This window comes from Kitasatospora atroaurantiaca, from assembly GCF_007828955.1.
GTDB lineage: Bacteria > Actinomycetota > Actinomycetes > Streptomycetales > Streptomycetaceae > Kitasatospora > Kitasatospora atroaurantiaca.
Genome location: NZ_VIVR01000001.1, coordinates 7,484,583 through 7,499,419, shown reverse-complemented (window position 1 = coordinate 7,499,419; position 14,837 = coordinate 7,484,583). Strand labels below are relative to the sequence as shown.

Sequence of the window (14,837 nt, the reverse complement as noted above, 5' to 3'; positions counted from 1 at the left end):
GCGTGCGGGCCACAACCTACCGGATCGGGTCAGTGGGTTTCATCGCGGAACCGCTCGCTCGCGTGCGGCATCCCTCGCCTCCACTCCTGCCCACGACGGCTCCTCGCTCGGCTCAGAGGTACTCGGTGAGATCGATGGCGTGAACGCGCAGCGGGAAACCGTGTTCCGGGTGGGTCGTCTCGCGCTCCGGCTCCATGCCGAGCTTGCGCATCACGTTCTCGGAGGCTTCGTTGCCCAGCCGGGCGATGCTGATGACCCGGTCGAGGCCGCGGTCCTCGAGTGCGAACTCCAGCACGGCATGGGCGGCTTCGGACGCGTAACCCTGGCCCCAGAACTGGCGGCCGAACCGCCAGCAGATCTCCACAGCCGGCAGCACCTCGGGCAGGAACTCGGGTACGGAGAGGCCCGCGAACCCGGCCAGTTCACCGGAAGCCAGGAGTTCGACGGCGAAGAGACCGAAGCCCTCCTCGTCCCATTCCTCCTCCCACCGCTCGATCGCCTCCGCCGTCTGCTCCAGGTCGAGGACCGAGCCGTCACCGATCCAGCGCATGACCTCCGGATCCGCATTGATCTCCGCCATGGGGGCGAGGTCGCCGTCATGCCAGCGGCGGAGGACGAGTCGGGGGGTGTGAATCTCGGTCATGCACCCATCCTGTCGAACACGAGAGCCGCAGCGGTAATCGGCGCCCGACGGATGCCGTGTGCCGTGCGCACCCGGCGGAGCGCTCGGCGGTCTCAGTAAGGGTGGTTGTGCCTCGGCATGGCGGGCTGCCGGCCGTCCGCCGGCGCATCCCAGAGCTCGACCACCGGCTCCGGGTCGGACTCGCCGGTCCACGACAGCCGGACCTTGACGCCCGGCCGCACCGCCTCCCGGGCGCCGACGACCCGGCACCGCACCACGAAGCCCTCACTCATGAACACGGGCCACCGGTCCTCGACAGCGCTGACGTGGCGGTGCATACAGACGGCACCCTCGCCCTCGCTGCGCTCCATCTCGAAGTCGGTCGATCCGCAGCCGGTGCAGAGGAGGCGCTGGTACGAAGCGGTTCCGCACCAGCGGCAGCGCTGGAAGTAGAGCCGCGGGCCGGCTTCCGGTTCGCGGTCCTGGACGAGCGTCGCGGCGCTGTGGCTGGTCTGCAACACGGTTCATCTCCCTGCGACGGGCCGACATCCGATGCGTGCGGCGGCACGCGGGAACGATATGGCACTGAGTTCATCCATGTAAAGGAACTCAGTACCATCAAGCCTCTACCACGCCACTCGGCCATCGAAATCGGCACCTGGGCGCCACATCGACACGGCGACAGGCGGCCAGGACTGGCAAAGGTGGCACAGAGTGTGTTCTATTAGGGGAACTGAGTTCCCTACCGTCTTTGATCACGCTACGCGCCCGATCGGCGCGGGCGGACTGGAGCGCCACACCATGGACAAGGTCTTCGATCTCTTCCGGCTCAGCGAGGAGCACGACATGCTCCGTGAGGCGGTGCGGTCGCTCGCCGAGGCGAAGATCGCTCCGTACGCGGCCGAGGTGGACGAGCAGGGCCGCTTCCCGTCCGAGGCGCTGGAGGCGCTGCAGGCCAACGACCTGCACGCGGTGCACGTCCCGGAGGAGTACGGCGGCGCGGGTGCGGACGCGCTGGCGACGGTGATCGTGATCGAGGAGGTCGCGCGGGTGTGCGCGTCCTCCTCGCTGATCCCGGCGGTCAACAAGCTGGGCTCGCTGCCGGTGCAGCTGTCCGGTTCGGAGGCGCTGAAGCAGAAGTACCTGGGTGCGCTGGCGCGTGGCGAGGGCATGTTCTCGTACTGCCTGTCGGAGCCGGACGCCGGTTCGGACGCGGCCGGGATGAAGACCCGCGCGGTGCGCGACGGTGACTTCTGGGTGCTGAACGGCGTGAAGCGCTGGATCACCAACGCCGGCGTGTCGGAGTTCTACACGGTGATGGCCGTGACCGACCCGGAGAAGCGCTCGAAGGGCATCTCGGCGTTCGTGGTGGAGAAGGGCGACGAGGGCGTGTCCTTCGGCGCGCCGGAGAAGAAGCTCGGCATCAAGGGCTCGCCGACCCGCGAGGTCTACCTCGACAACGTCCGGATCCCGGCCGACCGCATGATCGGCGAGGAGGGCACCGGCTTCGCCACCGCGATGAAGACGCTGGACCACACCCGCGTCACCATCGCCGCCCAGGCGCTGGGCATCGCCCAGGGCGCCCTGGACTACGCGGCCGGGTACGTCAAGGAGCGCAAGCAGTTCGGCAAGCCGATCGGCGACTTCCAGGGCGTCCAGTTCATGCTCGCCGACATGGCGATGAAGCTGGAGGCCGCCCGCCAGCTCACCTACGCGGCCGCCGCCAAGTCCCAGCGCACCGACGCCGACCTGACCTTCTTCGGCGCCGCGGCCAAGTGCTTCGCCTCGGACGCCGCCATGGAGATCACCATCGACGCCGTCCAGCTCCTCGGCGGCTACGGCTACACCCGCGACTACCCGCTCGAGCGGATGATGCGCGACGCCAAGATCACCCAGATCTACGAGGGCACCAACCAGATCCAGCGCATCGTCATGGCCCGCAACCTCCCGTAACCAACATTCCGTCAGAAAGGAGCAGACACCGTGAGCTTGAGGATCGTTGTCTGTGTGAAGTACGTGCCCGACGCGACCGGTGACCGTCGCTTCGCGGACGACACCACCACCGACCGGGAGGGCGTGGACGGCCTCCTGTCGGAGCTGGACGAGTACGGCGTGGAGCAGGCGCTGCGGATCGCGGAGGCGCACGGTGATGCCGAGGTGACCGTGCTGACCGTGGGTCCGGACGATGCCAAGGACGCGCTGCGCAAGGCGCTGTCGATGGGTGCGGACAAGGCCGTTCACGTGAACGACGACGACATCCACGGTTCGGACGTGATCGCCACCTCGGGGATCATCGCGAAGGCGCTGGAGAAGACCGGGTTCGACCTGGTGGTCGGCGGCATGGCCTCCACCGACGGCACGATGGGTGTGCTGCCGGCGCTGCTGGCCGAGCGCCTGGGCGTGCCGCAGGTGACCCTGCTGTCCGAGGTGACGGTCGAGGGCACCACGGTGAAGGGCCGCCGGGACGGCGACGCGGCCACCGAGGAGCTGCAGGCGGAGCTGCCCGCGGTCATCTCGGTCACCGACCAGTCCGGCGAGGCCCGCTACCCGTCCTTCAAGGGCATCATGGCGGCGAAGAAGAAGCCGGTCACCGAGTACGACCTGGACGACCTGGGCATCGACGCGGGCGAGGTCGGCCTGGCCGGCGCGTGGACCGCGGTGGAGACCATCACCGCCCGCCCGCCGCGCACCGCGGGCACCATCGTCAAGGACGAGGGTGAGGGCGGCAAGCAGCTCGCCGCCTACCTCGCCGCCCAGAAGTTCATCTAACCGACCGCCGTTAGCGCCAATTTCACGATCGATCAGGAGCAACGAATCATGGCTGAGATCCTGGTTCTCGTGGACCACGCCGACGGTGTGGTCCGCAAGCCGGCCCTCGAACTGCTGACCCTGGCCCGCCGCATCGGCGAGCCCGCCGCGGTGGTGCTGGGCGCCGGTGCGGCCGCCGCCGACATCGCCGCCAAGGCCGGCGAGTTCGGCGCGGCCAAGGTGTACGTCGCCGACGGCGCCGAGTTCGCCGACCAGCTGGTCGTCCCCAAGGTCGACGCGCTCGCCCAGATCGCCAAGGCCGCCGACGCGGCCGCGGTGCTCGTCACCTCCTCCGGCGAGGGCAAGGAGGTCGCCGCCCGCGTCGCGCTGCGGCTGGGTTCGGGCATCATCACCGACGCGGTGGACCTGGAGGCCGGCGACGGTGGTCCGGTCGCCACCCAGTCGGTGTTCGCCGCGTCGTTCCAGGTGAAGTCGAGGGTGTCGCACGGCGTGCCGGTGATCACGGTGAAGCCGAACGCGGTGGCCCCCGAGGCGGCCCCGGCGGCCGGCGCGGTGGAGAACGTCACGGTGGCGTTCACCGGCAACGCGGCCACGGTCGTCGCCCGCACCCCGCGGGTCTCCTCCGGCCGCCCCGAGCTGACCGAGGCCGCGATCGTGGTCTCCGGTGGCCGTGGCGTGGGTGCGGCGGAGGGCTTCGGCGTGGTCGAGGAGCTCGCGGACGCGCTGGGCGCGGCCGTCGGTGCCTCGCGGGCCGCGGTGGACGCGGGCTGGTACCCGCACACCAACCAGGTCGGCCAGACCGGCAAGCAGGTCTCCCCGCAGCTGTACGTCGCGGCGGGCATCTCCGGCGCGATCCAGCACCGGGCCGGCATGCAGACCTCGAAGACCATCGTGGCCATCAACAAGGACCCCGAGGCCCCGATCTTCGAACTCGTCGACTACGGCGTGGTCGGCGACCTGTTCACCGTCCTCCCCCAGCTCACCGCCGAAGCCAAGGGCTGACGGCAACCGGGCCTGCACAGCGCGAAGCCGGCCGGCAGCACCTGCCGGCCGGCTTCGCCGCGTTCTCAGTCCTGGCCGAGGCCCGCCTCGACGTCCCTGACGACCCGCCACATCGGGGTACTGCGCTTGGTGATGACGATGACCACGTCGTCCTGCTCCTCGGCGGCACCGGAGGGGGCCTGCTTCGACGTCCAGGCACTGGTGACGTACTCGAGGGCGCGGTCCATCTCGGCCGCCGCATCCCCCTGGCCGTCGGCGCGCAGCCAGGCGCGCAGCGCGTGGTTGTGCGCGGCGACCACGGCAGCGGCGATCACGTCGGCGCGCAGCGTACCGTCGCGGCGGGCGGAGAACCGGGCGCGCAGGTACTCGGCGAGCGTGCGCTCGTAGCGCCAGACGACCGACAGTTCATAGGTGCGCAGGCCCGGGACCTTCTTGGTCAGGCGGTAGCGCTGCACCGAGAAGGTGGGGTTCTCGGCGTACATCCGCAGCACCAGGCGGGCCGCGTCGCAGACCCGCGCCACCGGGTCGTCGCCGTCCTCGCTCGCCTGCAGGAAGTCGGTCATGTCCGCCAGGCACTTCTCGTGGTCGGGGAAGACCACGTCCTCCTTCGAGGGGAAGTAGCGGAAGAACGACCGGCGGCCGACGCCCGCCAGGGAGACAATGTCGTCGATCGTCGTCTGCTCGTACCCACGGTCCAGGAACAGCTGGAAGGCCGCCGCGATCAGAGCGTCGCGCATGGCCGGTTTCACGGGCGCGACGGCGGTCTCCTGGCTGGGGTTCTGGGCGTCGGTCATACCGTGAACCTAGCATTTTCGGCCGCGAATGGCACTCAGTACACTGCCGGAGCGGCACAGAGTGCCAGCGGCGGGGACGGATTCAGCCCAGGGCGCGGATCTCCGCGAGGACGTCCAGCATCAGCTCGGGATCTGCGCCGTCCGGTCCGCTGACCGAGAGACGGGTGACGACACCGGCGTACCGGCGGTGGATCTCACGGGCGACCTCGGCCGGCTCCCCGGCCACCGCGAAGGTGTCGTACACCTCGTCGTCGATCAGTTCGCCCATCTCCTGCCAGCGGCCCCGCGTGGACAAACGGTTGAGCTCGTCGTGGAGTTCTCCCCAGCCGTGGGTCTCCAGGACGGCACGGTAGGCGGGGGTGGAGGCGTAGAAGGCGACCCGCTCGCGTACGGCGCGGCGGTTGTCCCGCAGCTCCTCCTCGGTGCAGCCGGTGGCGGTGAGCACCGAGCCGACCACCTCGAACGGGCGCGAGGTCCAGGCAGCGCCCTCGGCCTCCGCCTTGGTGCGGGCGGCGCGCACGCCGGGGAGCACGGTGCCCGTCAGGTACTCGACCGAGGTGAAGGGGTGGCTGATGAAGCCGTCCGCGACAGCGCCCGCCGCCGCGCTCATCAGCGGGCCGACGCCGGCGAGCAGGATCGGCGGGGCGCCCTGCGCGATCGGGTCGGGGGCGAAGACCGGGGTCATCAGAGTGTGCGAGTAGAACTCGCCCCGGAACGCGAGGCGTTCACCGGTCTGCCAGCTGTGCCAGATCGCACGGACGGCCGCGATGTACTCCTTCATCCGGGCGGCCGGCCGGTCCCACGGCATGCCGAAGCGGCGCACGATGTGCGGCTTGACCTGCGAGCCGAGGCCGATGACGGCCCGTCCTCCCGACGCCTCGTGCAGGCCCCACGCCTCGTACGCGAGGGTCATCGGCGTCCGGGCGAAGGCGATGGCGACGCCGGTGCCGAGCTCGATCGACTCCGTCCGGTCGGCCGCGCGGGCGAGCTGGAGGAAGGGGTTGTGCGAGGTCTCGGACATGATGAACCGATCGAGCCCGCGGCGCTCGGCCGCGCGGGCGGCGGCCGGGATCCCGGCGGCCGCGCCGGTGGCGGTCACGTCCAGCAGGAGCGGCGGGGCGGCTTCGGTCATCGAACTGTCCTCCGGTGCGGAAACGGGCGTACCGGCACCCCGAGCGGAGGCCGTGTCGCGGTTGATCCGAAAGGTAGCGCGACAGATGAGGGCCGGCGAAACATCGGTGCGATGCGCCAGAGGGGTGGATGCGGCGCCGCCACTTCTTCACGGAGCTCTGCCGCTGAACCTGGCAGACGCACCGCCTTCGGCGCTCAGACTTCCCTGGCATTCACTCAAGACCCACTGTCGCCGACTCGCAGGCTCTGTCGGATGCGCGCGAGCCTCCGAAGGCTGGGCGGTGATCATTCCTCTTGTCCATCCACGACCGGCCCTTGGGGCAACTTCGAGCAACACGGGGCGCTGACATGGCGCCCTCTGCGCGTCCCCGAGATGTCCTGGGAGCACCTCGAGTCCCTGGACGACGTCGCCCCGATCGGCCGGCGGATCCGCGCCGACGTCCTCCACGTCGACTGGGCGTGGGAACGCGTGAGCCTGTTGGGTGTCGCCGCCCATCGAGCAGCAGCCGTGGAAGCAGGTGACGCCATGGGGCCGGCCGACGCCAGCAACATTATCGCGCGGCGGTGACGCAACGAACTGGTACTGCCCCGCCGCGCGATCCGCTTTAACTGCCGGCCCTCCTGATCCATGACTCTGCGGACCCGATCAGAGCCCTAGCGGTTGGCCGGCGTTCGCGAGGTGTTGGTGACGAGTTGGACGGAGCTGATGGTCCGGGTGAACCGGGAGACCGAGATTCGCACCGTGGTGCCGGGCCCGAAGACCGGCATGGTACGCGGCACTGCCCAGGCGGTGGTGCGGTCGCTGATGCCATCGTCAAGTGCAAGGTAATGAGCCGCAGTTGAGCTCCTCCTGGCCTCCACTCGCAGGACCTCGCCGGTCAGCACGGCGGGCTGGCGCAGCCGGTCCAGGGCAGCGAGCAGCAGGTAGGCCACGGTCAGCGCGCCGAGGAGTACCAGAGCGACGGTCTCGCCCGGCAGCGGGCCGCGGTGGTCCAACGCATTGGCCAGCCACCCCTGATGGCTGGCGTACTCGACGGCGCTGAGCGGCAACAGGAGCAGCACGAACCGTACGATCGTCAACCGCCCGGCCACCCCCACCGCGAATATCAGCAGGAACAGCCAGATGCCGCCCAGCAGCGACGCCGCCTGGCTCGGGCTGGGAGCCGAGTCGGCCACCCAGGCCGGGGAGCGGTACCAGGCGAACAGTGCGAGCCCGACGGCGGCGCCGGCGGTCGCCGCCGACGATCGCAGCAGCTGCCGTGGCGAGGCGCCGAAGGCCGGACGCAGCAGCGGGTAGCGCACCCGTACCTGGCGCCAGGTTCCGCCGTAGTCCGACCAGACCCGGCGGCGGTCACCGGATTCGAAGCCGAGCAGCCGGCTGGTCCGGCTGGTGACGCCGAGCGCCGTGCCGTAGGCGAGGTAGCGGTCCCACAGGGCCACCGAGGCGGGCGGCAGAGCGGCGAACTCCTCGTGCGCCCGCAGCCACGCGTGCAGCCCCGACCAGTGCCCGGCCCGGACCAGGCCGGTCGGCGTGGACCGCTCGCCCTTCGACAGTTGCAGCAGGGCGAGGAGTGCGAGCATGGGCACAACCATGACGCCGAAGGCGAGCTGCGTATCCACTCTGTGCTTGGCGGCAACGGTGGCGAACATGAACAGCAGCCCACAGGCGAAGGCGAGGCCCCCCAGCCCGCTGGTGAGCCGTGGGTCGAAGCGCGGTCGGGACAAGCCGCGCCCGCGCGCCTCGGCGATGATGTCCTTGCGCAGCTCGCGGTTCCACGCCTTCGCGTACCGCTCGCCGCGGAAGGCGATCGCCCCGATCGGCGCCCCGCCGACGCCGGCCTGACTCGCCACGCGCTCGAGCACCCGGCGCTCGTAGGGGGCCAGTTGCCCAGCTCGACCGACCGTCAGGTGAATGGTGCTCTGGGCTGGATCGTCGCCCGGCTGGCGCAGCTCGATCAGCTCGCGCGCCGCGAGGTCCAGCAGGATGGCCGGGGCGGCGTGCCGCACCGAGCGCCAGCGGTTGCCGAGCAGGCTGACCACCGCCGGCGACTCCGGGGTGGGGCCCAACTCCTGGGTGGCGGGCGCGGGTTCCACCGCGCCGTTGCGGGTGGTGAACATCGCAACGGTGTAGATCAGCAGCCACAGCGCCGTCGCCACGGCGCCGGACCAGGTCAGCAGAGCAGGGGTGGCCCAGTCCGGCAGCGGGCCGGACGGAGCGACGGGTGTCCAGTGGGGCGCAAGGGTGCGCGCCATCAGAACCGCACCTCGACGATGTCGCGCGCGGCGGCGTCCGCCTCGAAGTACTCCTTGGGCCCGTGCGAGCCGAGGCCCGCCACCAGATTGGCCGGGAAGGTCTCCAGTGCGGTGTTGTAGCTCTGCACGGCGCTGTTGAAGAACTGCCGCGCGTAGGCGATCTTGTTCTCGGTGGTGGTGAGTTCGGACTGCAGCACGGCGAACCGCCCGTCCGCCTTCAGCTCCGGATACGTCTCGCCCAGGGCAAACAGCCTGGTGAGGCTCGTGCTGAGCGCGTTCTCGGCCCGCGCGCGGTCGGCGGTGCCGAGCCCGCCGGTGATAGCGGCCGCCCGGGCGGCGGTGACCTCCGCCAGGGTGGCCCGCTCGTGGGCGGCGTAGCCCTGGGTCGCCTCGACCAGATTGGGTATCAGATCGTGGCGACGCCTGAGCTGCACGTCGATCTGCGCCCAGGAGGCCTGGGTCTGATTGCGCAGGCGGATCAGCCGGTTGAAGGTCCTGACGGTCCACCAGACCGCCGCCAGCACCAGAACCGCTATGCCCGCACCCACGATGACACCCATGGTGTCGACACCCCCGGACGTATCCGAACTCCACTGACCAGCCCCTGTGGCCGATCGGGATGATCTTAGGGGACTTGTCGGACAACAATTCCCCGCTTATCGGCGAGCGGCGAGGGCGGGGCGCCTCCGCCCTCGCCCTTGTTCGGCGTGATCCAGTGCTGCACGGCGTTAGATCGTTGAGGATGCGCTTGTCCAGGCGGTTGGGCCGTTGAGGCAGAGGCCGCCGCATGTGCAGTCGAGAGCTTCTTCCGGATGCCGTGAGCGGGGATGCCGCCGACGTCCTCCGTCACCGCCGGGGGCGATGCCGGGCCGGGGTCACCTCCTGCCGGGGCATGTCCCGGGCCCGGGCTCCCATCTGCCCCCAGAACTGCCGAAGCTCCATGGCGGACGTCTTGCGCTGCCACCGGGCCTTGCGCCGGAAGCGGAGCTGACTCCACGCCCGAGGCTGCCACCGCCCCAGCAGGGCATGCTGGTTCATGCAGAAGACCTCGCTGAGTTCCACTCGCAGGTCCGGAATCTTCGGCGGGCTGGGGCAGAAGGTGAACGGGCAGTTGTCCGCACAGTTCGACTTCGACGGCGTCGACATCGCGTGGGCGGTCGTCCGGGTCGGATCCAGTGTGGTGCGGTCGTGGGTCAGGCACGGCGGGAGTCTCGACGGAGAGGCGTCGGCCAGCGCCAAGCGCCGGAAGAGCTCCCGCGGGCGGTCCGCCCGTTCGGTGAGCGTCATCAGCATGATCACGTCGGCGAGGAGCTGCTGCGCGGCGGGGTCCAGTGTGCTCCAGCCGGTGGAAGGGGGGATCCAGAGATTGTGCCGGCGGGGCTCACCCGCCCACCCCGGCTCGGATCCCACCTGGGAGGCGACACAAGCCTCGTCCATCCACAGGAACCGCTCAGGATGCCGGGTCTCCAATGCCCGGACGGCGAGCTTTTCGGCCGCCTCCACGAACGGATGCTCGCTCTCATGGGAGGGCAGCTCCAGCCACCGCCGGACCAGCTCCTTCGGGTGAGCCCCAGGCCCGTGCGGCAGCCGCTCCTCCGTGATGTCGTCCGGCAGGGCCCACAGGGTCAGCGCCTGCAGAAGAGTCAGCCTGGTGAACCAGAACCTGTTGGCCTTCAGCATCTCCGTGGCCTGTGCGATCAGGAAGTCCCGGGACTCCCGCTGCGAGGACTGACGGAGCCGACGGTTGGCCGAGTGCTTGAAGCCATGGGCCATGGCCACCTCCAGTCCCCGCCTCCCGACCGGGTCCGGCAGCTCCTCACCACCGGGGGCCGAGGCCAGCGTGCTCAGCCAAGTGCCGAGGTTGTCGTAGGGAGTGCCGAGGTGGTGCGCCATCGAAACGGAATCCACCAGCATGGGGATGAGTCGTGCGCTCATCGTGTTGCGGTTCCAGAGGCTGCGCTCCGTCAGGCACTCCCCTTCCTCCAGGTCCCATTCGCCCTGCAGCCGCTCAGCCGCGACCGCCCGCTCCTGCTTGCGGCGCTCACGTTCGCCGCCCTGTCCCGTGACCAGCCCCGGGACCGGCTCGGCCGCGGTCTCGGTGTTGGAGTTGCGAGCCCCCTCGCCGGTGACCGTGCTGGTCGGCGCCCCGAGCTCGCCACGCAGTGCCAGGAAGGCCTTGTCCCCGCCGGCCCCGATTTCCTGCGCGATAGCGATCCGCACCCGGTAAACCGGCTCCTCAAGAGCGAAGGCGAAGAGGAGATCGTAGGCCGGCTCGCCGCCGTTCAGGGCCGCACGTCGTGAGGCAGCGCCCAAGCGCCGCACCAGGGACAGCTTGGCCGCCCGGAGCCGCTGCGGGTCCCGCTCCTGAAGCTTGTTCCACTGCCCGTGGAGTGACTCGGCGATGGCGCGGGGATCGGGCTGGGTGTCGACGCTGTCGACGTCCAGGGCGGCACCGTACATGTCCAGCACCTTGGCGTGTGGCGTACGGACCTCGCGGCCCACCTCCGGGCAGCCGCCCTCCTGCCGGATGCGACCGTCCTGGAGAAGCGCCTGGTCGGCTTCGTCCAGGAGGAGGTTCCGGATGACTCTGATCGGGCACCGCGGATCCGGTTGTCCCGGGGTCAGGCAGGTGCACTGTGCCTTCTCCTTCAGCGAGCGCGAGTGGAAGACCAGGGAGATGAGCATCTCCCGCCCTGGGTTCTGCAGTGCGGCCGGGAAGTAGTCCCCGGCCGAGGACGTGGATTCCCATCCAGGCGGCGCATCGGCCTGGTCGTGTCGATTCAGAACCGCGCCCAGGTACTGGGAACCCAGGTACGCCTGCATGATGCTGTGCTGGAAGCGCACGTACTCGCCGGCCTCCTCGACGATTCCCATCCGGGTGCCCCAGGTCGCGGCGAGCCGAACGTCGATCGCGCTTCCTTTTCTCTTGCCTTCCAGTCTTTTGAATATGGCTGGATTCGAGCCGGGTTCGAGTTCGTCGAAACTCACCGCGGCCGAGTCGCATTTCAGTCCGATGCATGCCAGCGCCTTGAGGTATTCCATCACCACCCGTCGGTCATCCCGGCTCAGTGGCAGCTCGGAATACAGCTCTCTCCCGATGAGGGCTTCGACCCAGGCCTCAAGAAGGTCGAACTTCATCTCCCACATGTTCTGGTCGACGACATTTCCACCTCCGTCGTCGCCGCCGATCCAGATCTGTTTCAGCAGATTCCTGTGGTGCAGGTCCTTCGCGATCTGCAGATACAGCGGGGACTCGGTGACATTGGCGATCTCGATGATCCGGTCGAGGTCCTGCCTGCTGGCGCGCCAGTTGCCGTTCTCGGCGATGTACTCGAGTGCGGCATCCTCGCTGAGCGGTTCCAGCTCGGTGACGGCGGCCTCCATGGCCCGGAGTGGGTCGTGCGGCCGGGAGGTGATGACCAGCGGCAGCCGCGCCTCGCCCGCCGCGCGGATCGCCTTCCGGATCTTGTTGTCCCGGTCGGCCACCATGCTCTTACCGGACAGGGCTTCCTCAAGGCCGTCCGCGAGCACGACGATCTTGTCGTGGCGTCGCAGCAACCGCCAGACCTTCTCCGTTTCGGCCGCCGAACGGGTCTTCGACTCCACCACACTGCTGAAACGTGCGTACGCGAGATCGAGGAAGTCCAGGTCCTTCTGAGCGTCCCGCAGCCGGATCGGAACCGGGAACGCCCCCTTCCTGGCCAGCATCTCGGTGAGGCGCACCACCAGTGCGGTCTTGCCCGTCCCGATCGCACCGACGACCACATGGGGGCGGCGGGCCGTACCGTCCCGCATGTTGTCCATGAGCGCCTTGCACAGCTGATCGCGTCCCACGACATGACCCATGATGCTGCCGGCCGTCTCGACCAGAACGCGCGGTTCGTGTTTCGCCTTGCGCATGTAGAACGACCGGACCGACCGGAATCGCCACACGATGAAGAAGACGGTGGTCAGGGCGAGAGTGAGAACGGGAAGAACGGTGCTGGTGAGTACACCGCACGAATACGACGAGGACGTGCAGCTCCTGTCCGGGGCGAAGCTCCAGGGCCAGGTGGGCCAGATCAGGTCCCCTGGTCCGAAGACCGCTACGGCGGCTTTGACAAACCAGAAGACGAGGCCCAGCGCCAGGAGCCAGGCGAACGTGAGTCCCAAAGTCCTCGGGAATGGGGACCACCAGCGTTTTTCCGGACAAACCCCCCTGGTCAGCAGCCAGACGGAGCGGAATTCCCTGCCGAAAGAGATGAACGGCCAGCGTAACCGAGCCCAGCTCCGCCGGAACACGCCGGAAGCCGGCAGGTCGGGATTCTTCAGAGTGATTCTGATGCGGAGAATACCGGATGCGCGACGCATGTCCCGCTCCCTCTGTCGCATGGGACTCGATACCCCGGTCCACACGATGAATGCTGAAAGCGATCTCTGCCGTTAATTTCAGACTAGGCGTCACTCACGCGGCGCCGCCAGTCGGATGACACCGCGGGCCGGTCCGCGGCCCGGAATCCACCGGCCGTACCCCGGTGCCTGTCGCGGCCGGCCGCGGTGCCTCGCCCTCCCCGACCGGCGGCGCTGGTGAACACCCGCTCGGGCGGTCGGCGGGTCATCATCGAAGTAGATCGGAGGGAGTGCGGTGACATCGACCATCTCCCGCGCGGCGGGGCGCGCTCGCCTGCTGGCCCGGCTGGCGCTGGCGTGCGTGCTGGGTGCGGTGGCTGCGCTGATTGCCGTGAGCGGGCCGGGCGGTCTGCTGATCCTCGCGATCGGGTTGACGGGCCTGGCGGTCACGGCGGCCGGGGCGTGGTGGGCGCTTGCGTACCGTGGGGCCGTACGTGTCGCCGGGACGCTGCTCGCAGTGGCCGCACCCGTGACCGTCGTGGTGCTCTACGCCCGGGCGGACGTGTGGCCGGCCGCGTTGGCAGCGATCGCCCTCATGGGATCAGCGGTGGCCTGCGCGCGGTCGGCACTGCGCCTGGTCCGGCAGCGCGACGGCATGCCCGCGGTCGCGTGCGCCCTCCCCGAGCACCCAGTACTGATCATGAACCCGAAGTCCGGCGGCGGGAAGGTCGGCCGTTTCGGACTGGTGGAGAAGGCCGAGGCGCTCGGCGCCCGGGTCGTGCTGCTGGACACGTCCGTCGAGACGGACGTCGCCGACATCGCCCGTCGCGCGGTGGCCGGGGGCGCGGACCTGCTCGGGGTGGCGGGCGGCGACGGTACTCAGGCCCAGGTGGCCGGGGTCGCGGCCGAGCACGACCTGCCGTTCCTGGTCGTTCCCGCGGGCACCCGGAACCACTTCGCGATGGACCTGGGCCTGGATCGCGAGGACCCGGCCCGCTCCCTGGACGCGCTGACCGACGGGGAGGAACTGCGTGTCGACCTGGGAGCGGTGGGCGGGCGGGCCTTCGTCAACACGGTCTCGTTCGGGGTCTACGCAGAGGTCGTGCAGCGCCCCGAATACCGCGACACCAAGGCGAGCACCGTCCTGGACGCACTGCCCGACCTCCTGCTCGGGTACTCCGGCCACCAGCTCGACGCGGTGACGGACCGCGCCCGGCTGACGTCCGAGCAAGCACTCCTGGTCAGCAACAACCCCTATGCCGGCCCCGACCCGATGGCCGCGGGCGCCCGCAGGCCCCGGCTCGATCTCGGAACCCTCGGCGTCGTCGGCGTACGGGTGAACAACGCGGCCCAGGCAGCCGAGATCGCGATCCTGGGCACCCGTGCGACGAGCCTGCACGTTCTGACATCCCCCCAGGTCACCGTCGACTCCGATGCGGACACCATCCCGGTCGCCGTCGACGGCGAGGCGCTGCACCTGCCCACCCCCGTTACGTGCGACATCCGCCCACGGGCGCTGCGGGTCCTGGTACCCACGCATCGACCCGGCTCCCGGACCGCCGGTCCACCTCTGCACTGGCGCGTGATCGTTGCGCTGGCTCTCAGCCGGCCTGAGTCGGCGTCGACCGCCGAGGATCGACCCGCCGGATAGCACCCCTTCGGCCGGCGCACGGAGACGTACGCGCTCGACCGGTGGCCTGTGGACCTGCCCGGCCCCGTTCCTGCGCTTCTACCCGGCGCCCGCCACAGACGCGCCTCAGCCAGGCCGCGGATCCCGCCCTACCACGAACCCTCCGCGCCGCGTGGCACTTTTCGGACAGACCCCTCTCATGGGCGAACCGAGCCCGAGAAACCTGCACAACAAGCCCGGGGCGACGAAGATCTGGTGCCAGCGCTGTCCGAGACGAAGGCATCAAATCGGCTGCGCTGCAGTGTTA

12 protein-coding genes are annotated in these 14,837 nt (G+C 69.7%); 5 read left to right on the top strand and 7 right to left on the bottom strand.

Features of this window, described 5'->3' with window-relative positions; all coding sequences use genetic code 11:
- Positions 1-112 precede the first annotated feature (112 nt).
- Positions 113-643 carry a GNAT family N-acetyltransferase gene (locus FB465_RS33560; RefSeq protein WP_145796644.1) on the bottom strand — a complete coding sequence of 177 codons (531 nt, stop codon included), beginning with the start codon at positions 641-643 and terminating at the stop codon, positions 113-115.
- Positions 644-735: 92 nt separating this feature from the next.
- Complete coding sequence (locus FB465_RS33555; protein ID WP_145796643.1) at positions 736-1,143, bottom strand: zinc ribbon domain-containing protein; 408 nt, start codon at positions 1,141-1,143, stop codon at positions 736-738.
- Between the two features lie 280 nt (positions 1,144-1,423).
- Here FB465_RS33555 and FB465_RS33550 point away from each other — a divergent pair, with 280 nt between their 5' ends.
- From FB465_RS33550 to FB465_RS33540, 3 genes are read left to right on the top strand one after another with little or no spacing between them, the layout of a single operon-like run.
- Positions 1,424-2,575 (top strand): acyl-CoA dehydrogenase family protein, encoded by a 1,152-nt coding sequence (locus tag FB465_RS33550; protein WP_145796641.1) that lies wholly within the window; start codon positions 1,424-1,426, stop codon positions 2,573-2,575.
- A 30-nt stretch (positions 2,576-2,605) separates the two neighbouring features.
- Entirely contained in the window at positions 2,606-3,391 is a 786-nt protein-coding gene (locus FB465_RS33545) for an electron transfer flavoprotein subunit beta/FixA family protein (protein ID WP_145788025.1), read from the top strand.
- 48 nt (positions 3,392-3,439) lie between these two features.
- Positions 3,440-4,393 carry an electron transfer flavoprotein subunit alpha/FixB family protein gene (locus FB465_RS33540; protein ID WP_145796639.1) on the top strand — a complete coding sequence of 318 codons (954 nt, stop codon included), beginning with the start codon at positions 3,440-3,442 and terminating at the stop codon, positions 4,391-4,393.
- Positions 4,394-4,458: 65 nt separating this feature from the next.
- On the opposite strand, the gene FB465_RS33535 is transcribed toward FB465_RS33540, so the two are convergent.
- Both FB465_RS33535 and FB465_RS33530 read right to left on the bottom strand, forming a co-directional pair.
- Positions 4,459-5,130 carry a TetR/AcrR family transcriptional regulator gene (locus tag FB465_RS33535; protein ID WP_145797753.1) on the bottom strand — a complete coding sequence of 224 codons (672 nt, stop codon included), beginning with the start codon at positions 5,128-5,130 and terminating at the stop codon, positions 4,459-4,461.
- A 139-nt stretch (positions 5,131-5,269) separates the two neighbouring features.
- Complete coding sequence (locus FB465_RS33530; protein WP_145796637.1) at positions 5,270-6,319, bottom strand: TIGR03617 family F420-dependent LLM class oxidoreductase; 1,050 nt, start codon at positions 6,317-6,319, stop codon at positions 5,270-5,272.
- Between the two features lie 372 nt (positions 6,320-6,691).
- On the opposite strand from FB465_RS33530, the gene FB465_RS36090 reads away from it, so the two are divergent.
- Positions 6,692-6,886, top strand: a complete 195-nt coding sequence (locus FB465_RS36090; RefSeq protein ID WP_170290754.1) for a hypothetical protein — start codon at positions 6,692-6,694, stop codon at positions 6,884-6,886.
- A gap of 86 nt (positions 6,887-6,972) precedes the next feature.
- Here the strand turns inward: FB465_RS36090 and FB465_RS33520 are convergent, their stop codons facing one another.
- The 3 genes from FB465_RS33520 to FB465_RS33510 form a co-directional block, all read right to left on the bottom strand.
- Positions 6,973-8,571: a DUF2207 family protein gene (locus FB465_RS33520; protein ID WP_145796635.1), complete on the bottom strand. Its 1,599-nt coding sequence runs from the start codon at positions 8,569-8,571 to the stop codon at positions 6,973-6,975.
- The gene (locus FB465_RS33515; protein WP_145796634.1) at positions 8,571-9,131 is read right to left on the bottom strand and encodes a LemA family protein; all 561 of its coding nucleotides are present in this window, start codon (positions 9,129-9,131) and stop codon (positions 8,571-8,573) included. Before FB465_RS33515 ends, FB465_RS33520 begins: the two co-directional genes overlap by 1 nt.
- Positions 9,132-9,417: 286 nt before the next feature.
- Complete coding sequence (locus tag FB465_RS33510) at positions 9,418-12,921, bottom strand: NACHT domain-containing protein (protein ID WP_170290753.1); 3,504 nt, start codon at positions 12,919-12,921, stop codon at positions 9,418-9,420.
- Positions 12,922-13,195: 274 nt separating this feature from the next.
- Between FB465_RS33510 and FB465_RS33505 the strand changes: the two genes are divergently transcribed.
- Complete coding sequence (locus tag FB465_RS33505) at positions 13,196-14,551, top strand: diacylglycerol/lipid kinase family protein (RefSeq protein WP_246193038.1); 1,356 nt, start codon at positions 13,196-13,198, stop codon at positions 14,549-14,551.
- The last annotated feature ends 286 nt before the right edge of the window (positions 14,552-14,837 follow it).